We start from the raw sequence: 19,666 nt of genomic DNA, 5'->3' as shown, positions 1-19,666 counted from the left end.
TTCCCGAACGGGCAAGCGCCCTGCTCCGGCCGTGGGTTCGGTCTGTACCGGCTTTGGTGTGAAGTCTTGACGGCCCGGCGGGGCGTGAGTTAACTCACGGCGTGATTTAAGTCTGCGAGATCAAGCCGTGAAGGCTCCGCAACAGCTCCACGCGTACCGAGGGAAGGTCCATGCGAAGAACCGCCCTGCTCGTCTCCGCCACCCTGCTGACCGGTCTGCTGCCGTTCGCGGCGGCCGGCCCGGCCTCCGGGGCGGACGAACCCGCCCCCGTGACCGTCGACGCCTTCGAGGGTGAGATCCCGTTCGCGAACCCGCCCGCCGAGGGGATCTTCACCTGGGGCAGCGACACGGACGACCCGCCGACCCTGGAGCTCGCCGCCCGCGACGACGCACCGCAGGGCGAGAAGGTCCTGGCCGGCACGTACGACATCAGCGGCTACGGGGGCTTCAGCCACGACTTCGCCTTCGACGGGCCGGCCCACGACTGGTCGGCCAGCAAGGGCATCCGCTTCTGGTGGGACGGCCGCAACAACGGCAAGAAGATCAACTTCGAGCTGAAGGACGGCGGCGCCAACGGCGAGGCGTCCGAGCTGTGGACGACCTCCTTCACCGACGACTTCACCGGCTGGAAGCAGCTGGAGATCCCGTTCACCGACTTCGTCTACCGCACGGACTACCAGCCCGTCGGCGGCATCGACCAGGTTCTCGGCCTCACCGGGATGTGGGGGTACGCGCTCACCCTGCCGGTCGGCGTCCAGGACCGGTTCGCCATGGACGGCGTGGAGCTGTACGGCAGGGCCGACCAGGCGCTGCGCGCCAACGTCGTCACCGACGCCGCCGTGTACCCGGTGAAGGAGGGCCGGCGGGCCGCCGTGAAGGTCACGGTCGCCACCACCGGCTCCGCCCCGATCGAGGAGCCGGTCACCGTCGCGTACCGGACGGCGGGCGGCACCGGTGAGTCCGGCGAGGACTACACCCCGGTCGAGGGCGAGCTGACCTTCCCGGCCGGCACGGCCTCCGGCACCTCGCGGACCGTGACCGTGCCCACCCTGCGCGACCGGGCGGACGAGAACGCCGAGACCGTCCCGCTGAGGCTGACGGTCACCGGGGCCAAGGCGCCCACCGAGGACCCCCAGGTCGTGATCGACGCCCACGGGCTCCCGTACCTGGACGCGAAGCTGCCGGTGCACAAGCGCGTCGCCGACCTGCTCTCCCGGATGTCCCCGGCCGAGAAGGCCGGCCAGATGGCCCAGGCCGAGCGCGCCGCGCTCACCAAGCCCGGTGACATCGCGGCGTACGACCTCGGTTCGCTGCTCTCCGGCGGCGGCTCCACGCCGACGCCGAACACGCCGGAAGCCTGGGCGAAGATGATCGACGGCTTCCAGCTCCGGGCGCAGGCCACCCGGTTCCAGATCCCGCTCATCTACGGCGTGGACGCGGTGCACGGCCACAACAACCTCGTCGGCGCCACGATCCTGCCGCACAACATCGGCATCGGCGCCTCGCGCGATCCGAAGGTCGCGTACGACGCGGGCCGGGTGACCGCCGCCGAGGTCCGCGCCACCGGCATCCCGTGGGACTTCGCGCCCTGCCTGTGCGTGGCGCGCGACGAGCGCTGGGGCCGGACCTACGAGGCGTTCGGCGAGGACCCGGCGCTCGTCGAGTCCATGGAGACCGTCATCCAGGGCCTCCAGGGGGCCGCCAGCGGCAAGGACCTCAAGCGCGGCGACAAGGTCCTCGCCACCGCCAAGCACTTCGTCGGCGACGGCGGCACCGAGTTCGGCTCGTCCACGACCGGCTCGTACACGATCGACCAGGGCGTCACCAAGGTCACCCGGCAGGAGCTCGAAGCCGTCCACCTGGCCCCGTACCAGGACGCGGTGGACCGCGGCGTCGGCACGTTCATGCCCTCGTACTCCTCGCTGGACATCCTCGGTGACTCCGAGGGCCCGGTGAAGATGCACGGCAACGCTGAGATGCTCAACGGGGTCCTCAAGGGCCGCATGGGCTTCGACGGCTTCGTGATCAGCGACTGGCAGGCCATCGACCAGCTCCCCGGCGACTACGCGAGCGACGTCCGCACGTCGGTCAACGCGGGCCTCGACATGATCATGGTCCCGTACGCGTACAAGGACTTCCACACCACGCTCCTCGACGAGGTGCGGGCCGGCCGGGTGAGCGAGAAGCGGATCGACGACGCCGTCTCCCGCATCCTCACCCAGAAGTTCAAGCTGGGACTCTTCGAGAAGCCGTACGCCGACACGAGCGGGGCGTCGGAGATCGGCTCGGCCGGGCACCGGGCCGTGGCCCGCAAGGCGGCCGCCGAGTCCCAGGTCCTGCTGAAGAACGCGGGCGGCGTGCTGCCGCTGAAGAAGTCGCAGAAGGTGTACGTCGCCGGATCCAACGCCGACGACCTCGGCAACCAGAGCGGCGGCTGGACCATCACCTGGCAGGGTGCGTCCGGCGACATCACCGACGGGACGACGATCCTGGAGGGCATGCGGAAGGCCGGGGGTGCACTCACCTACTCCAAGGACGCGACGGCGCCGACCGGCGGGCACGACGTGGGTGTCGTGGTCGTCGGCGAGACGCCGTACACGGAGGGCGTCGGCGACGTCGGCAACGGCCACGACCTGGAGCTGTCCGCCGCCGACCGGGCCGCGGTCGACACGGTGTGCTCCGCCATGAAGTGCGCGGTCCTGGTCGTCTCGGGACGTCCGCAGCTGATCGGTGACCAGCTCGGCGACATCGACGCGCTCGTCGCGTCCTGGCTGCCGGGCACCGAGGGCGACGGCGTCGCGGACGTGCTCTACGGGAAGCGGGCCTTCACCGGTCAGCTCCCCGTCACCTGGCCGAGGTCCGAGGCCCAGCTGCCGATCAACGTCGGCGACGCCTCGTACGACCCGCAGTTCCCGTACGGCTGGGGCCTGACCACGCTGACCGAGGTGCCGCAAGGGGGCAGGGCCACCCTGAAGGCCCTCGCCGTCGCCGCGGCGCTGGCCGAGCGGACCGGCTCCGGGGAGGCCGGGCGCGCGGTCGTCGGCAAGGCGCGGCTGCTGGTGCAGCAGCGGGCCGGGCAGGGGATCACCCCGGCGGTGGCCAAGCCGTTCGCCGAGGCGGACCACCTGCTGCTCAAGGGGAAGTACGCGCAGGCGCTGGCGAAGCTGACGCAGGCGTACACGGCGGTCTGAACCGGCTCCCGGTGGGTGGCGCGCGCCGCGAGGGCGCGCGCCACCCACCGGGCCGCACCCGGCCGTGGCCTTCCCGCCGGCCCTTCCGCAGGCCCTCCCGGGGGCGAGCCGCTCCGGCCCGTCGAAAGCTTTGGGCCAGGAGTAGCTTCGAAGATATGAAAGGCGTACTCGAAGGTGTACTCGTACGAGGGCTGTCCGTTCTGCTGATCGCGTTCGCGGGGCTGGCGGCGCTGACCGCTGCGGCTCCCGGCGCCCGCGCCGCCACGGATGTCTCGGCAGTCGCCGAGGCCCTGCGCGAGAGGCCCGTGTACGTCGACCCGGCCATGTCGCGGGAGCTGTCCGCGGCCGACGCCGACGCCCTGGCCGAGAAGATCGAGAAGGCGGACAAGCCCGTCTTCGTCGCCGTCCTCCCGGCGGACTTCCCCACGGAGAACCTCTTCCGGAACCTGCGGACCGCCACCGGCATCACGGGCCTGTACGCGATCCGCCTCGGCGACCGGTTCGACGCGAAGGCCGACTCCACGGTCCTGTCCGGCGCCGGCGTGCGCAACCTCGTGAGCAGCGTCCAGGGCGAGGACGCGAGGACCCAGCTGGACGACTTCACCGACCGCGCGCTCGCCGGCATCGGCGGTTCCGCACCCACCGGCTGGGACGGCGGCGGGGGCGGCGTCGACACCGGCGCCCTGGTCGGGGTCGGCGCGGTGGCCGTGGCGGGCGGCGCCGGGGCGTACGCCCTCGTGCGGCGCAACCGCCGCCGGCGGGAGGCGGAGCAGCGGGCCGCGCTGGAGCGGCTGCGCGTCGTCGTGGACGAGGACATCACCGCCTTCGGCGAGGAACTCGACCGGCTCGACTTCCACCCCGCGGAGACCGGCGCGGACGACGCGATGCGCGCCGACTACGAGCGCGCCCTCGACTCGTACGACAGGGCGAAGTCCTCCATGGCCGCGGCCACCCGCCCCGAGGACGTGCGCGGTGTCACCCAGTCCCTGGAGGACGGCCGTTTCTCCCTCGCCGTGCTCGCCGCGCGCCGCGAGGGCCGGCCGCTGCCCGAGCGCCGGGCGCCCTGCTTCTTCGACCCGCGCCACGGGCCGTCCGTCGCCGACGCCGCCTGGACGCCGCCCGGCGGGGCGCCCCGCGAGGTGCCCGTCTGCGCCGCCGACCGGGTCCGGCTGGCCGAGGGCCACGACCCGGCCGTCCGGGAGGTCGACACCGACCGGGGCCGCCGCCCCTACTGGGAGGCGGGCCCGGCGTACGGTCCCTGGGCGGGCGGCTACTTCGGCGGCGGCATCCTGCCCGGCCTGCTCGTCGGCACGATGCTCGGCTCGATGATGACCGGTCCGGCGTACGCGGCTGGCTACGGCGCCGGGTACGGGGACTTCGGTGCCGGCGGTGGCGCCGGCGGAGGCGGGTACGAGGGCGGGGACGTGTCCGGTGCCGACTTCGACCCCAACGACTTCGGCGGAGGCTTCGGGGGCGGGGACTTCGGCGGCGGCGACTTCGGGGGCGGGGGCGGAGGGGGCGGCGACTTCGGCGGGGGTTTCTGACCCCGGCGCCCGTGCGTCCGCCTGCCTGTCCGCCTGTTCGCCTGCCTGTGCGTTGTCCGTCTCGGGGTACGTGTACGGGTCCGGCGCGCTGTCGGGCGCGCCGGACCCGTACACGTCGTACCCCGTGTGTCAGAGGGTCGCGGCCGCCGACGCGATGGCGGAGGAGAAGGTCGAGACCTCGCTGTAGACGCCCGGCGCGTTGGCGCGGGCGCAGCCTATGCCCCAGCTGACGATGCCGACCTGGATCCAGGCACCGGCGTTGTCCTTGCGGAACATCGGGCCGCCGGAGTCGCCCTGGCAGGTGTCGACACCGCCCGCGGCGTAACCGGCGCAGATCTCGTCGTTCGCGACGAGGCCGCTGTACCCGCTGTAGGTGCGGCAGGTGGCGTCGCTGATGAACGGCACGCTGGCCTTCAGCATGTAGCGCTGCTGGGCGCCGCCCTCACTGGCCGAACCCCAGCCGGCGATGGTGAAGGTCCCGGAGTTGTACGCCGTGGTCGTGGCGATCTTCAGCGTGGGCAGGTTGATCGGCTGGGCGAGCTTGATGAGCGCCCAGTCCTTGCCGTTGCCGTTGTAGCCGGGGGCCCGGTAGACCTTGGTGGACTTCACCTGGACCCGGCCGCTGGTGGACTGCAGGTCCACGACACCGGCGGTAGCGGTGATGCTCGTGTTGTTGCCGGTGGCGCCCACGCAGTGCGCGGCGGTGAGCACGATCTGCTGGGTGTAGAGCGCGCCGCCGCAGCCCATGGAGAGCCGCACCATGAACGGGAACTCGCCCTGCGCGGCGCGGGTCCCGCCGACGACGGGCGCCGGGGCGGCCTGCGCGGGGGAGACGGGCTGGAGGCTGACGACCGCGAGGGCGGCGGCGCCTGCGACCGCGCATCTCTTGAGCAGCTTGAGGAGGTTCTTCACCGTGATGCCTTCCGTGGGGGGTGGAAGTGACAGGTGCATGCCAAATGTGCATCCGACAGGAAGAAATCGCGCCATACCTGGCATGGGCCGGTCAATTTCTGTTGAGGGATTATGGGAACGGCGTGAGCCCCGCCACAAGGGGCGGAAACCGGCCGTCTCTATCCGGTCAGCCGTTCGGTTCCCCTGCTCCCGGATGCCGCCTGCTCCAGGGGTGCAGCGTGCTCCCCGGCGCCGTGCGGGACACGCGGGCCCGTCCGGGCGCCGTCAGGAGCGGTCCCGGTCCGGCAGGGCCAGCCACTCCTTCCACGACAGGTCCCGCCCGATGAACCGCGGCCGCTCGAAGGGCCACGCCCCGGCGATCCAGCGCGGCACGAACGCGTCCAGGTCCCGCTCCAGCGGGGTCCCCACCCGGTCGTCGACGACCCACCAGGAGACCTCGGCGTCGGCGCCGGCCTTCTCCGGCGGATCGATGTAGACGCATCCGTACTCGGTGGTCTCCGCCTCGTCGAACAGCACGTAGTTGAAGGACTCGTGCGCCTCGATCTCGGCCGCGTGCCGTTCCAGGTCCGCCCGGTTGGCCTCGTACGTCATCGTGGCGGCGGGCCAGCCCCAGGCATCCCCGAAGATCGACCACAGCCGCTCCCGCGACCCCGTCACCGCGGGGTAGTCGATCGCGGCGTCGGCCCCGGAGATCGGCCGGAGGTGACACCCGCCGGGCACGTCGACGCGCAGGGGATGGACGAAGTCAGCGGGCAGCCAGGTCATGCCCGGAGGTTAGACCCGGGCCCACCGGCCCCGCATCAGAATATCGCCGGCTTCGCATGTCCGTCCCGCACCTGCACTCACCGCGCGGGACGGCTTGACGCCGGTGCGGCCACCGGTCGAACGCCCACGGTACTGAGCATCAGGGCGGCAGGGCCGAGCAACCGCCCCCCGCCATGCCGTAGTGGTCTGGGGCCGCGAGCCAACAGGGGCGTACAACTCCGCGGGGCACGGACGCCGGCCTGCGGGAGGCGCTCCGCCGCGACGGTCACGGAGAGTCCGGAGCCGGCGCCGTGATGTCTTCGAGGTGCTCGATCTCCTCGCAGTACGGTTCCTGCGATGGTTCCAGGGTTGCCACCCCGCCCGGATCGTGATCCTCGTCCCCGCGCTCGGTGAACCGCGCGGTACGAAGGAGCGGATCGACGACGTGGAACCCGCGCCACAGCAGTGCGGTTCGCTCGGACCCACTGTAACTGGCCTCGATGCCGTCGCCGTTCTCCACCTCGAAGCCGACTGCTGCCGAGGCACCGGCCACTTCGGGCATCCCCGGCACCACCTGGGTGCCGGCCCTGAGCCGTACGGTGACCTCGGCCCGCCCGCCTGCGGACACCAGTACCAGACTCGGCCCGCTCGTCACTACTTCGGTGATCACTACCCACTCCTTGCGCCACTTCTTGCGGCGGTACAGCTCCAGTACCGCGTTCTCGACCGCGAGAAGATCGTTCAGCCGGTGCACACGCGCATCGGTGGCCCGCATGACAAAGGTGCCCGCCCGCTCGAAGCGATAGGTCGCGTCCCCGCGGGCGGACGCAACGACCGCATCCACCGTGACCGGGGAGAGGGCCGCCATGCGGCGGACGCCGTCGCGAGAGGCGTACTCGAAGTCGCTCGACGAACTCGGCTCCGCTGCGTCGGCCGTCACCTCCAAGGCCGCCAGGGTGGTGATCCTGGTCCACCCTCCAACGGTGAAGCACCCGACGTCACCGAGGTCCATGGGTGTGCCCGGCACCCATACCGGCAGACGCTTGTGACGGCCGCGGACCTCGTTCCAGAAGGCGTCCGGGATGCTTGTGGTCTTTTTCATCACTTGCCTTTCGTCAAAGGGTCGGTCAAGCAGTTCCGGCCGGGAGCGGTTGCACCCGGAGAGTGGAGTCGCCGTGCAGCACGTACAGCAGCCCGAGGGGGTTGCGGCGGGTGTGCAGCAGGTCCCACTTCGCCGTGTGGAGCGCTTCCCCGGTGGTGTGCCCGGCGAGAAGCGTTTCGTAGAAGCGACGCGAGAAGGCTTCGGCGAGGCGGTCGGGCAGTTTCGCCACCGTGCCGATCACACCGGGATTGCGGTTGTAGTCGAACGGTTCGAGGAGCGACCCCAGGGAGAGCGGGTCACGGACGGCGGTGGAGCATGCGTTGAGGAACACCAAGGGCATACCGAGCCCGCTCGGCCGCGGCGCCCGGCCCCAAGCCGGGATGAGGTCGGCGAGGACCTTCTCCACCGAGACGTCCACCGTCCGGCCGCCCTCAGAAGCGAGGTGGAAGACCAGTGGGTCGTGGCCCTGGGTTTGACCGCTGCCCGTGGCGACCGTGGTGTGACATGACATATGGAGCACCTGGTGGAAGTGGCGCAGCCGCTGCCCGTCCGTGCTGAGGGCGGGGTCCGCCAATTGTTCGGCGAAGGACACCGCCCCCGGGTAGGGGACTCGGTCGTCAGGATGAGGTCCGTCCAGGTGGATGCCGTCTCGGCTGCGGAAGAAACCCAGCTCGCCGCGGGCTCCCGGATACCGGGCGTGCCAGAGGAAACGCAGGGGCAACCGGCCGCCCGATGTGCGCAGCCCGAGGGGCGTCCGGGCGGGTTGCCCCATCCCGCGTTCCACGATCGCGCTCAGACCGGGAAACATACGGGCCGCGCGCCACAGTTGAGTGAGGTCCTCGGCGCCGCCGTTCCAGCTCAGATCGAACAGGGGAAGCATTTCCCAGGGCAACCACTGCGGGACGCCTCGCTGGACGTGCACCACAGGCACTGTCGCCTCGGGATCCCGCCATGCTGGACACCACCGCCGCATACGGGCGCTCAGTTCGCCGTGGACCTCGTGGGCGTTGCGAAGCGACCGGGTCAGCAGGATGCGACCGGCCTCGGCGAGCACCTGGAGTGAGCGGTCGGCATCGGTGAGAGGCAGCCGCCCGCTGCGCTGCCACAGTGCCAGCACGCGAGCAACGTTCTGTCCGAACCGCGCCCCGTGCTGGCGCAGCACGCTCTGCTCGACGATCTCCAGGACGAGGGGGTCCCGTCTGTCGGGCCCGGTCAGCATCAGTCTGTGCCCGTGCTGGTCGCCGTGTGCGGCGATGGTGACGTTCGGCGCAGCGGCCTGCCCCGTCACGGCTGAGGTTTCCGCTCGTCCGCCCCGGGCTCCATGACGATCACGGTGACCGGCAGTGCCTGTACGGGTCGCCCGCACGCGTAGACCGCCACCCGCACGTCGTATGTCCCGGGCTCGGTGCCCGTCAGTACCGATACGCGGCGGAACACGGCGGACTCGCCCGTACGGTCGAGGCGGACGCTGTGCCGGTCGGGGGTCAGCGCCAGGAACGGGGCGTCCAGGACGATATCGAGTTCCACCGCTCCCGCTGACCGGCCAGCGACGACCAGCATCTCGTCGGCCATGCCGTGACACTCGCCGAGCAGTGCGTCAGGGGTCTCCTGATAGTTCCTGCCCAGCCCGAGGAGCACCACGACGCTCGCTGGTTCACCGGGCCGCAGTCGCCATTCCGGCTCGCCGTCGACGATGTCGACGTCCGCTGCGCCCTCGAAGGTGATCGCCACACCGCCCCGGAAGGCGATGGGCGTGACGGGTTCCAGAGCGGTACGCAGGCTGCCGTCGTCGATCCGCAGGGACACCTCGCCATGGGCCGGATGGGCGTAGTCGAGCGGGGGAGGCGGCACGATATCGGTGTCCTCCGGGGCGGACCGGTGCCCCTCCCTGCGGAACAGCAGAGCCTGGAGGACCACTGTGGTCGCCAAGGCCGCCGCGCTCACGCCGATCCCCGGCAGCAACACGCCGCCCAGTGTTCCGGCGGCGGCGACAGTGCCGCCCGCGGCCAGTGACGTCCCGACGCGGGCCATGACGGCCAGCTGGTACAGCGAGTCCTCCACATGCTCGTCCTCGTCCTGTGCGACGCGGTCCCGGGCGGAGACGGATTCGGTGCTTGCCTGTCTTTCCTTCCCCCCCATGCCACTGCGGCCGTCGTCTTCGATTTCGCTGACGGGCGCGGCGGACTGGCGATCCGGCTGCGCTTCGCGCGGTTCCTCGGCGCCGTGCTCCGTACGGGGGGACCCCGCCGGCAGTGGTCGCGCAGCGGGCAGACCGCCGTCGTCGGCGACGGAGCGCTTCGCCGCGGTCTCCGGGAACCCGCTGTACGCCGTCGGGTCAAACCGGTCGTCCGGAAGGCGTGCCGGATGCCCCACTCGCACTGCCCCGTACGGATGCCACTGCCGGGACAGCGCGCGATTCGCCTCCTGCTCCTCCGTGAGATCACCGGGAGCAGGCAGGTGCAGTGCTTTGTAGAGGTCGAACCGATGGAGGTCGAAGGCCACCCGTACGGTGGTGGCGTATCGAACGGCCGCGCGCACCGTTGCCAGCCTGGCTGCCACCGCGACCGCCACCGGCGCGGCCCACCCTGTTACGTCGTAAGGACTCCACACCAGGCTGGCCGGCAGCACCGCGCACACCGTCAGCATCGCGAACGCCCACACGCAGAGCGCCGCGTCCAGCGCGGCGCGCTGCCAGTCCGACATGCTGCGCAGCCGCGGGCCGAGCACCAGATACAGCCGTGGCCAGGTCAGCAGGACGTCCAGCGCGTAGACGTCGGCAATGTGCTGACGGGCCGCGGACAGTACGTTGCCTACCGCGCTCGCCCGTATCAGAGCGTTGTCCGTCGGGTAGCGGGCGGTGAGCAACTCGGCGAGCCGGTCGACGCGGATGGTCGCCTCCGCCTGGTCGGCGGGAGTCCCGTTCTGCCATTCACAGCTGTGTTGCCGGATGTGCCGGGCGATCCGCGCGCGTCGACGTGTCCACTGACGGCGCAACCAGTCACGTCGCCTGCGGTGCCAGGTACGCAGCAACCCGGTGGCCCGCCAGTACCACTTGCCGCCTTCCATGACCTGTGGCGCGGCCATCAGCGCAGGAAGTACCACCGCCGCGCCGAGGACCCCGGCCGCTAAGGCGCCCCACTGGTATCCCGACAGTCGCAGCGCCCGCTGTTCCACGATCCGCGTGGACAGCAGAGCGCCGTCTGCCGAGCTGAGGTAGAAAGCCGTCACATACCCGGCGGCGAGCAGAGAACAACCGAATATCAACGCACGAGACCGGGCCGGCCGTGGTGGAAGCATCCAGTCATGTTGCTCCAAGTGCCCAATGACGGTGGGAAGTTAACGATTTAACAGATATGGCAGTTTCTTCTCTGATAAAGCGATGCGCGATCGCACGGCTCGCGGTCCGACTCTGGCCGTCCCGCACAGCCGAGCGCCCACCTTCCGCTCGCAGGGAGCCGGAGGGTGGACGCGCTCGGAAAGGGGGGCGGAACCGGGCGATCGGATCAGCCCCGGTACGCGACCGGTCCGGTAACCGGATCAGCCCGCGCTCCTGATCGCCGAGATGTCGAACGTCAGCTTGATCTTGTCGGAGACGAGCACGCCGCCGGTCTCCAGTGCCGCGTTCCAGGTGAGGCCCCAGTCGGAGCGCAGGATCTCCGCCTTGCCCTCGAAGCCGACGCGCTCGTTGCCGAACGGGTCCTTCGCGGCGCCGTTGAACTCCAGGTCGATGGTGAGCGGCCTGGTGGTGCCGAGGATCGTCAGGTCGCCCGTGATGCGGTAGTCGTCGCCGCCGAGGGCCTCCGCCGAGGTGGTGCGGAAGGTCATCGTGGGGAACTCCTCCGTCTTGAAGAAGTCCGCGCTCCTCAGGTGGCCGTCGCGGTCGGCGGAGCCGGTGTCGATGCTGTCCATCCTGACGTCGATGGTCGCCGTCGACAGCGACGGGTCGGTGCCGTCCAGGTGCAGGCTGCCGGTGAAGTCCGCGAAGCCGCCCTTGACGTTCGTCACCATGGCGTGGCGCGCGACGAAGCCGAGCGTCGAGTGGGCCGGGTCGATGACGTAGTCGCCGGTCAGCGCGGCGAGGTCGGGGTTGACGGCGGCGGGCGCCGCGGTTGCGGTGCCATCGGTGTCCTTGCGGCCGAAGATACCCATGACTGACTCCTTGGGGGACGGGCTCCGGCTCTTCACCGAAGCTGTTTAACATTCAACTACGGTGACCATAGACCCATTCCCTACGGGTTTCAACCGTGAGCGTGGCGTGTTGGCGTGATCGCACCCTGTTGCCATTGGTCTACTCCCAAGGTGCTTCGTCGAGCCCCTGGTGGACACGTGTAGACCTCGGGCACCATCGCCTTGCGCCGTTTTTTCTGCCTCGTTCCGCCCTGCGCCGCCTCGTTCCGCCTCGCTCTGCCTTGCTCCGCCTGCAACGCCGTCCCACGCCCCACCGTCAGCACGGTCCTCCGCAGGAAAGGCTTCCCATGAGACTCCGCACCGCCCGGGCCGCCCGGACCCCAAGCGTGTCACCGGTCGCGGCGGACGCCGGGCGATGACACCCGACCGCCGCACATTCCTGCTGGTGGCGGCGCTCGCGACGGGCGTCCCGCTCCTCATGCCCGCCGCCGCGTGCGCGGCGGACGACGACGCGTACGACACGCTCCGCCGTCGCTGGCTGGAGATCGCCCTCGGCACCGGCTACGACCCGGCGGCCCAGCCGTACGCGTCCCGCCTCGCCGAGACCGGCGAACTGGCCCGGCGCCTGCGGGCGTCCATGGCCCCGGCGCCGAACTCGCTGTGGCCGGGCCACCCGTACGATCCGCCGGCCGGCATCACCCGGAGCTACGGCAGGCTGTGGACGATGACGCAGGCGTACGTCCAGGAGGGCACCGGCTCCACCGGTGACCCGGGCCTGCTCGCGGACGTCCTGCGCGGTCTCGACCACCTCTCCGCCACCGTCTACAACCCCTCCACCACCCGCTACGGCAACTGGTGGGAGTGGCAGATCGGCAGCCCCCGCCTGCTCATGGACGTCGTGGCCGCCCTCCACGACGAGCTGACGGAGGTGCGGGTCGCCGCCGCCTGCGCCGCCGTCGACCACTTCGTCCCCGACGACATGCTCCGCGACTACACCGGCACCTCCACCGGGGCCAACCGCGTCGACCTGTGTCGCTCCGTCGCCCTGCGGGGCGTCCTCGGCCGCGCCCCGGAGAAGATCGAGCTCGCCCGCGACGCGCTCTCACCGGTCTTCCCGTACGTCACCCGCGGGGACGGGCTGTACGCCGACGGGTCGTTCGTCCAGCACACCTGGGTCGCGTACTCGGGGACGTACGGACAGGTCCTGCTCGACGGCCTGGGCCGGCTCTTCGCGCTGCTCGCCGGTTCGGCGTGGGAGGTGACCGATCCCGGCAGGCAGATCGTCCTCGACAGCGTCGAGAAGGCCTACGCGCCGCTGATCCACGACGGGCTGATGATGGACGGCGTCAACGGGCGTGCCATCAGCCGGGGTCACCTGAAGAGCGACGACCGGCAGGTCATGCGCAGCGACCACTTCCACGGCCAGGCGATGATCGCCGCGATCGCGCTCCTCGCCGAGGGCGCGAGCGCGGCGGAGCGCGCACGCTGGCAGGGACGGATCAAGGGCTGGATCGAACGGGACACCGTCACCCCGGTCCTGACGGCACGGCAGTTCGGGGTGGCCGATCTGGCCCGGCTGCACGCCGTGGCCGGGTCGGCGCTCCCGGCCGCCCCGGAACCGGTCGGGCACCACCTCTTCGCCGCCATGGACCGGGCCGTCCACCGCGGCCCCGGCTTCACCGCGAACATCGCCATGGCGAGCGAGCGGATCGCCCACTACGAGTGCGGCAACGGCGAGAACCCGCGCGGCTGGCACACGGGTGCCGGAATGCTCTACTGGTGGGCCGACGGACCCGGCGCCCACACCGACCGGACCGGTGGGACCGACCGGGCCGGTGGGACCGACCGGGCCGGTGGGGTCGGTCGGGCTGGTCGGGCTGGTCGGGCCGACCAGTACACGGACTGGTTCTGGCCGACCGTCGACTGGTACCGGCTGCCCGGGACGACCGTGTCCACCAAGCGGCTCGCCGACCGCGAGGGCGGCGAATGGGGGGAGCCGAAACCCGCCGTGCGCTGGGTCGGCGGTACGACGGACGGGGAGTTCGCGGCCGTCGGGCAGCACCTGAAGGGCCTCGGATCGACCCTGGAGGCCCGCAAGTCGTGGTTCTGCCTCGACGACGCGATCGTCTGCCTCGGCGCGGGGATCACCGCCACGGACGGTGTCCCGGTCGAGACGGTCGTCGACAACAGGAACCTGGGGGAGGGCGGGGCCCCCGCCCTCGTCCGGGGCCCCGGCTGGGCGCACCTGGAGGGCCACGGGGGGTGGATCCTCCTGGACGGGCCCGGACTGCGCGCCCTCCGCGAGGACCGCACCGGTTCCTGGTCCGACATCAACACCACGAGCACCACCGAACGCCGCACCCGCCGCTGGCAGACGCTCTGGCTCGACCACGGCACGGATCCGGTGGACGCCTCGTACGCGTACGTCGTGCTGCCGGGTGCCGCGCGCCGCACGGTCGCCGTCCGCGCCACGGACCGCCGCCGGCTGTCGGTCCTCGCCAACGACCCCGGCCGCCAGGCGGTGTCCGTGCCCTCCCTCGGGCTGCTCATGGCAAACTTCTGGCAACCGGGCACCGCGGGCCCGCTCACCGCCTCCGCCCCCGCGAGCGTGCTGCTGCGCCACCGGGGCCGTACCGCCACCCTGCGCGTGAGCGAACCGCCGCGCACGGGGGAGGTCGTGGAGGTCGTCTGGGAGCGTCCGGTGCGCCGGGTCGTCCGCGCCGGGCCGGGCGTGGAGGTGCTCGCCGCCGGGCGGAGGCTGAGACTGCGGATCACCCCGGGGACGGCCTGCGCGACCCACGCGTGTGAGGTGACTCTCAGCTGACGGCTTTGTGCAACCCCTACAAGCCCCAGGCCCTCTGAGCAGTCAGATCGCCTGTACGCGGTAGGGGTTCTGTTCAGGGCTACCAGTAAAACAGGCCGGAGACTGTACGGAGTCGACGGCCCGCTTTCGCCGTTGGACTTCGTAGAGTCGCCACATGACCGTTTTGGACGAGACCGGACCCTCGACCGGCGAGCCCGCGGACGCCCGCGGGCGGGTGGCCGAACTGCAGGCGATCCGCGCGGAGGCTCTTCGCGGCCCCAGCGACAAGGCGACCGCGGCGCAGCACGCCAAGGGCAAGCTGACCTCCCGGGAGCGGATCGAGCTGCTGCTGGACGAGGGCTCGTTCAACGAGGTCGAGCAGTTGCGGCGGCACCGGGCGACCGGCTTCGGCCTGGAGGCCAAGAAGCCGTACACAGACGGTGTGATCACCGGCTGGGGCACGGTCGAGGGCCGCACGGTCTTCGTGTACGCCCACGACTTCCGCATCTTCGGCGGCGCGCTGGGCGAGGCCCACGCCACGAAGATCCACAAGATCATGGACATGGCCATCGCGGCCGGGGCCCCGCTGGTCTCGCTGAACGACGGTGCCGGTGCCCGTATCCAGGAGGGCGTGAGCGCCCTCGCCGGCTACGGCGGCATCTTCCAGCGCAACACCCGTGCCTCTGGCGTCATCCCGCAGATCTCGGTCATGCTCGGCCCGTGCGCGGGCGGCGCGGCCTACAGCCCCGCGCTGACGGACTTCGTCTTCATGGTCCGCGAGACCTCGCAGATGTTCATCACGGGGCCGGACGTCGTCAAGGCGGTCACCGGCGAGGAGATCACCCAGAACGGCCTGGGCGGCGCGGACGTGCACGCCGAGACGAGCGGCGTCGCGCACTTCGCGTACGACGACGAGGAGACCTGCATCGCGGAGGTCCGCTACCTGCTGTCGATGCTGCCGCAGAACAACCGCGAGAACCCGCCGGCCGCCCACACCGACGACGCGGCGGACCGCCGTTCGGACGTGCTCCTGGACCTGGTCCCGGCGGACGGCAGCCGGCCGTACGACATGACCAAGGTCATCGAGGAGCTCGTCGACGACGGCGACTACCTGGAGGTCCACGAGCGCTGGGCCCGCAACATCATCTGCGCCCTCGCGCGCCTCGACGGCCAGGTGGTGGGCATCGTCGCCAACCAGCCGCAGGTCCTGGCGGGCGTCCTGGACATCGAGGCCTCGGAAAAAGCTGCACGCTTCGTCCAGATGTGCGACGCTTTCAATATCCCGATCATCACACTGCTGGATGTACCGGGCTTCCTGCCCGGTGTCGACCAGGAGCACGGCGGAATCATCCGCCACGGCGCGAAACTGCTCTACGCCTACTGCAACGCGACCGTGCCGCGCATCTCGCTGATCCTCCGCAAGGCATACGGAGGCGCGTACATCGTCATGGACAGCCAGTCCATCGGCGCCGACCTCACCTACGCCTGGCCGACGAACGAGATCGCCGTCATGGGCGCGGAGGGCGCGGCGAACGTGATCTTCCGCCGCCAGATCGCGGAGGCGGAGGACCCCGAGGCGATGCGGGTCCGCATGGTCAAGGAGTACAAGGCCGAGCTGATGCACCCCTACTACGCCGCCGAGCGCGGTCTGGTCGACGACGTCATCGACCCCGCGGAGACCCGCGAGGTCCTCGTCCGGTCCCTGGCGATGCTGCGCACCAAGCACGCCGACCTGCCCTCCCGCAAGCACGGAAACCCGCCGCAGTAGTAACCCGACGGACGCGTCGCGGAAACCCCGCGGACCCCTCTCTCACGGAGACTGACACCTATGGACATGCCTGATATCCGCGTCGAGAAGGGCCAGGCCGGCCCCGAGGAGGTCGCCGCTGTGACGGCGATCCTGCTGGCCCGCGCGGCCTCCGCCCCGGCGGACACCGCTCCGGCCCACCGGGGCCGCGCCCGCGCCGGCTGGCGCCGCCTGGAGCGGGAGCCCGGCTTCCGCGCGCCGCACAGCTGGCGCTGAGCTTCACGGTGCGGGCCCCCTCCTTCCGGGAGGGGGCCCTCACGCGTCCCCGTCGTCGCCCCCCGATGCCGGTTGCCGAACACCGGGAGTCCGGCGACGGCGCTCGGTCAACGCCAGTAGCGTGGTGGTTTCTGGCGGGGGTCCTGTGACTCGAAGCGCTGGCCCGGTACCGGGCTCAGGCCCCGGATGTGGACGAGTCGCTGGCAGTCGGCGGCGTCGAGTTCCCGCACGACGAAAGGCATGGCGGCGATGATCGCCCCTATGGCCAGTGCCAGCCCGCCGATGCCGCCTTCCTTCTGCGAGTACCGGATGTGGTGAATGCCGGCCTTCTTGATCGCGTCGGTCTCGTCAGGGTCTTCGAGCCGGCGCCCGTCCCTCGTCGGCAGGGCGTCGTATCCCTTGCGAGCCGCGTCCACGAGGAGTTGAACGTCTTTCTTGCCCGACCACTTCACTTCGGTGACGTGGTCCACCTGGTGCTGGGGCAGCACGTAGCGAAGAGGCGCCAGGAGCTGTACTGCTGTGTTCTCGTCGACGAGAAGGTGCATCAGACGGCGTGGTTTCCGCTCGGGAGGTAGCTGTCGACATAACGGGCGAACTCGGCCGCGTCACGGGCTGCCTCCACCGTCACGTCGGAGGCGACGGCGAGGTTGAGGCGGTTCGCGCCCTCGGTGCTGTACAAGGACTTCTGCCAGGTCGGTCTGCCCACTTCTCACACCTCGCGCATGACGGCATGGAACATATGTCGGGGCTGCGACAGCTTGAAGACTGTATGTATGACGGGGTTACTCGGGCCGGAATCCGGACGGTTGTGACTTCACGCCGTGCAGGAGCGCTCTCAGCACTTCTGGACCGGTAGACAGAACCTCGGTCGGACTCTCGCTCTCGCGGAGGGCTATGCCGTCCTCGGTGGCGGCGACCTCGACGCAGTTGTTGCCCCCTTCGTCGGAGAACGAGGACTTGATCCAGTGCACGCCGGACACGTCTGACACCCCACTTACAGCTCTTCAACGATGGCGCGGATGAAATCCCTCGACTTGGAGGGAGTCAACGCCACCTTTTCGACCAAGTCCAGTCGGGTTCGGAAGTTGGCGAGCTGTGCGGGGGAGTCGATGAAGACGGCTCCTGTCGGCGAGTCCATCTGCACGGTGTCCAGGTGACTGTTCGGAGCCTCTGCGTACAGGACGGACGAGTCGCCGAGCAGGGGGAAGCCGCCGACCGAGAAGGGGATCACCCGCAGCGTGACGTTCGGACGGTCGCTGGCTTCCAGCAGGTACTGGAGCTGCGCACGGGCAACGCCACGTCCTCCGAGCCGCATTCTGAGCGCGGCCTCATGAATCACACCCACGTAGGGAATCGGACGGTCCCCGGTGACCACTGCCTGACGGGCCATGCGATGCGCGACCCGTAGTTCGACTTCCAGTCGGGGCAGAGGTGGTGCGGGGAGCTCGAAGATGGCACGTGCGTGGTCTTCGGTGTGGAACAGCCCCGGAAGGTGAGCAATCTGTACTGTGCGCAGGCGCGTGGCGTAGTTTTCGAGCGCGGAGACATCAAGGAAACTCGGCGGGATCTTGCCTCTGTACTCCTCCCACCAACCGAATTTGCGGCCGCCGGTCAGCTCGACCAGCGCATCTACGAGCGCGGGGTCGTCACATTCGTAGATGCTGACGAGCCGTCGAAGGCGATCCTCGCTGATGCCGAACCGACCCGCCTCCACATTGGAGATGACTGTTCGGTCGGTGCCGAGGTGCTCGGCGGCGGCCGGAGCGGACATGCCTGCTGCTTCGCGGAGCCGCCTCAGTTCGGTGCCGAATCGGCGTTGAAGGATGGTTGGTGCCTGTCGCGGTGCCATGGAATCTCTCCCTAGTTCGCGCACAGTGTGCCGACGCGGCTTCCCGCGGTCCAGCCGAACAGGGCAACTAACCCTTATGGGTGACTAGGTAGCACCGTTATGCATTCTTCCTTTACCGTGTGATGCGCGCCACTGAGTAGCCGCCCAGGCCGGAAGCGCACCGTGTCCCATCCTGCCCACCCGGAGGGCGGGGCGGCGCGGTAAGGCCACCGGCCCCGTCGGCGCGAACACCCCATGTCACATGTCCAGTCGACCTACCACGACCGCGCACCCAGGAGGTGCCACGTGAACACGGAACAGAGCCACGACCAGGGCAGGGCCCAGCACGGGAATCAGAACCGCAACCCCGATCCGGCCTCCTATTTCCTCCCCGCCCTGAATCCCCTCTCCGGTATTCCCCATCCCCCGCCCCTCTCCTTCACCGCTCCCTGGTGCTATGAGCTGCACCTCCCCTGCGATCCCCGAGGGCCGGGCATCGCCCGCGTCACCCTCCGGGCCGTCCTGGACGCGCACGGCCTCGCCCAGCTCGTGGACCGTGCGGAACTGCTCGCCTCCGAACTCGCCACCAACTCGGTACGGCACACGAAGGGCCCCGCGTCCGTACGGCTCCAGTGGCTGCATCCCGTACTGCGGGTCAGTGTCTGGGACATGAGCCCGGACATGCCCGCGATGCCCGGTTCGCGACGGACGGAAGCCGCAGCGCACGCCGAGGAGGGGCGCGGGCTGCTCATCCTCGACATGGTGGCCGACCGGTGGGGCGGGTGCGCCATGGGAGAGGGGAAGCCCGGCCCCGGCGGCAAGACGATCTGGTTCGAACTGAGCCTTCCGGGCGTACCACCGCCGGTGGACTCCACACTCGCCGCGTAAGGGCGGTCGGCCGCACGGACCCTGTGGCCGTTCCTTNTGGCCGGCTGTGTCGGCGGACCCATCTCACCCTCCCTCCGGCGCGGGCGCGGTGTGCAGGACGCCGCGCCGGGTGAGGCCGAGCAGGAAGTCCCGGTCCGGCGCGGGCGGCCACCCCCGTCGAAGCCCCGGGGAGCCCCGGTTACCGCAGCCGCGCCATCAGCGCGTGCTCCACCAGCGTGATCAGCGCCGACTTCGCGTCCGCGCGGTGGCGGGCGTCCGTCGTGATGATCGGTGTGTCGGGGCCGATCTGGAGCGCCTCCCGGACCTCGTCCGGGTTGTACGGCTGGCTGCCGTCGAAGCCGTTGAGGGCGATGACGAACGGCAGTCCGCTGTTCTCGAAGTAGTCGACCGCCGGGAAGCAGTCGGCGAGGCGTCGGGTGTCGACGAGCACGATCGCGCCGATCGCACCGCGCACCAGGTCGTCCCACATGAACCAGAAGCGGTCCTGGCCCGGCGTACCGAAG

General features: G+C 70.5%; 17 protein-coding genes. 6 read left to right on the top strand and 11 right to left on the bottom strand.

Annotation, left to right across the window (positions count from 1 at the left end; genetic code table 11):
- The first annotated feature begins 170 nt into the window (after positions 1-170).
- Both KM933_RS21085 and KM933_RS21080 read left to right on the top strand, forming a co-directional pair.
- Positions 171-3,191 (top strand): glycoside hydrolase family 3 protein, encoded by a 3,021-nt coding sequence (locus KM933_RS21085; RefSeq protein WP_221354456.1) that lies wholly within the window; start codon positions 171-173, stop codon positions 3,189-3,191.
- A 155-nt stretch (positions 3,192-3,346) separates the two neighbouring features.
- Positions 3,347-4,735, top strand: coding sequence for a hypothetical protein (locus tag KM933_RS21080; RefSeq protein WP_221354454.1), 1,389 nt, complete (start codon positions 3,347-3,349; stop codon positions 4,733-4,735).
- A gap of 129 nt (positions 4,736-4,864) precedes the next feature.
- Here KM933_RS21080 and KM933_RS21075 read toward each other — a convergent pair whose 3' ends face one another.
- The 6 genes from KM933_RS21075 to KM933_RS21050 form a co-directional block, all read right to left on the bottom strand.
- Positions 4,865-5,647 carry a S1 family peptidase gene (locus KM933_RS21075; RefSeq protein ID WP_221354598.1) on the bottom strand — a complete coding sequence of 261 codons (783 nt, stop codon included), beginning with the start codon at positions 5,645-5,647 and terminating at the stop codon, positions 4,865-4,867.
- Between the two features lie 264 nt (positions 5,648-5,911).
- Entirely contained in the window at positions 5,912-6,412 is a 501-nt protein-coding gene (locus tag KM933_RS21070) for an N-acetyltransferase (RefSeq protein ID WP_221354452.1), read from the bottom strand.
- 265 nt (positions 6,413-6,677) lie between these two features.
- Positions 6,678-7,337 carry a hypothetical protein gene (locus KM933_RS21065; RefSeq protein ID WP_221354450.1) on the bottom strand — a complete coding sequence of 220 codons (660 nt, stop codon included), beginning with the start codon at positions 7,335-7,337 and terminating at the stop codon, positions 6,678-6,680.
- Positions 7,338-7,518: 181 nt separating this feature from the next.
- Entirely contained in the window at positions 7,519-8,781 is a 1,263-nt protein-coding gene (locus tag KM933_RS40315; RefSeq protein WP_221354448.1) for a CHAT domain-containing protein, read from the bottom strand.
- Entirely contained in the window at positions 8,778-10,808 is a 2,031-nt protein-coding gene (locus KM933_RS21055; RefSeq protein WP_221354446.1) for a hypothetical protein, read from the bottom strand. Before KM933_RS21055 ends, KM933_RS40315 begins: the two co-directional genes overlap by 4 nt.
- Before the next feature lie 222 nt (positions 10,809-11,030).
- Positions 11,031-11,642: a YceI family protein gene (locus KM933_RS21050; protein WP_221354444.1), complete on the bottom strand. Its 612-nt coding sequence runs from the start codon at positions 11,640-11,642 to the stop codon at positions 11,031-11,033.
- A gap of 394 nt (positions 11,643-12,036) precedes the next feature.
- Here KM933_RS21050 and KM933_RS21045 point away from each other — a divergent pair, with 394 nt between their 5' ends.
- The 3 genes from KM933_RS21045 to KM933_RS21035 all read left to right on the top strand — a co-directional run bounded on the left by KM933_RS21045 (position 12,037) and on the right by KM933_RS21035 (position 16,447).
- On the top strand, positions 12,037-14,445 hold the full coding sequence (locus KM933_RS21045) for a polysaccharide lyase 8 family protein (protein WP_221354442.1): 2,409 nt from the start codon (positions 12,037-12,039) through the stop codon (positions 14,443-14,445).
- A 154-nt stretch (positions 14,446-14,599) separates the two neighbouring features.
- Positions 14,600-16,192 carry an acyl-CoA carboxylase subunit beta gene (locus tag KM933_RS21040; protein WP_221354441.1) on the top strand — a complete coding sequence of 531 codons (1,593 nt, stop codon included), beginning with the start codon at positions 14,600-14,602 and terminating at the stop codon, positions 16,190-16,192.
- Positions 16,193-16,252: 60 nt separating this feature from the next.
- Positions 16,253-16,447 (top strand): acyl-CoA carboxylase subunit epsilon, encoded by a 195-nt coding sequence (locus tag KM933_RS21035; protein WP_221354439.1) that lies wholly within the window; start codon positions 16,253-16,255, stop codon positions 16,445-16,447.
- 107 nt (positions 16,448-16,554) lie between these two features.
- On the opposite strand, the gene KM933_RS21030 is transcribed toward KM933_RS21035, so the two are convergent.
- The 4 genes from KM933_RS21030 to KM933_RS21015 form a co-directional block, all read right to left on the bottom strand.
- Positions 16,555-16,992, bottom strand: coding sequence for a hypothetical protein (locus tag KM933_RS21030; RefSeq protein ID WP_221354437.1), 438 nt, complete (start codon positions 16,990-16,992; stop codon positions 16,555-16,557).
- A complete protein-coding gene (locus KM933_RS21025; RefSeq protein WP_221354435.1) occupies positions 16,992-17,153 on the bottom strand; it encodes a hypothetical protein in 162 nt (53 codons plus the stop codon). Before KM933_RS21025 ends, KM933_RS21030 begins: the two co-directional genes overlap by 1 nt.
- Positions 17,154-17,229: 76 nt before the next feature.
- Positions 17,230-17,436, bottom strand: a complete 207-nt coding sequence (locus KM933_RS21020; protein WP_308013488.1) for a DUF397 domain-containing protein — start codon at positions 17,434-17,436, stop codon at positions 17,230-17,232.
- Between the two features lie 5 nt (positions 17,437-17,441).
- The gene (locus KM933_RS21015; RefSeq protein WP_221354434.1) at positions 17,442-18,296 is read right to left on the bottom strand and encodes a helix-turn-helix domain-containing protein; all 855 of its coding nucleotides are present in this window, start codon (positions 18,294-18,296) and stop codon (positions 17,442-17,444) included.
- A 285-nt stretch (positions 18,297-18,581) separates the two neighbouring features.
- Between KM933_RS21015 and KM933_RS21010 the strand changes: the two genes are divergently transcribed.
- Entirely contained in the window at positions 18,582-19,163 is a 582-nt protein-coding gene (locus tag KM933_RS21010) for an ATP-binding protein (RefSeq protein ID WP_430727347.1), read from the top strand.
- Between the two features lie 178 nt (positions 19,164-19,341).
- On the opposite strand, the gene KM933_RS21005 is transcribed toward KM933_RS21010, so the two are convergent.
- Positions 19,342-19,666: GTP-binding protein (locus KM933_RS21005; RefSeq protein ID WP_221354430.1), on the bottom strand; the 325-nt coding region annotated here is incomplete at its 5' end.

It is taken from the genome of Streptomyces beigongshangae (assembly GCF_019710745.1).
Taxonomy (GTDB): domain Bacteria; phylum Actinomycetota; class Actinomycetes; order Streptomycetales; family Streptomycetaceae; genus Streptomyces; species Streptomyces beigongshangae.
The sequence above is the reverse complement of the archived record's forward strand: the minus strand, read 5'-3'. Positions and strand labels throughout refer to the sequence as shown.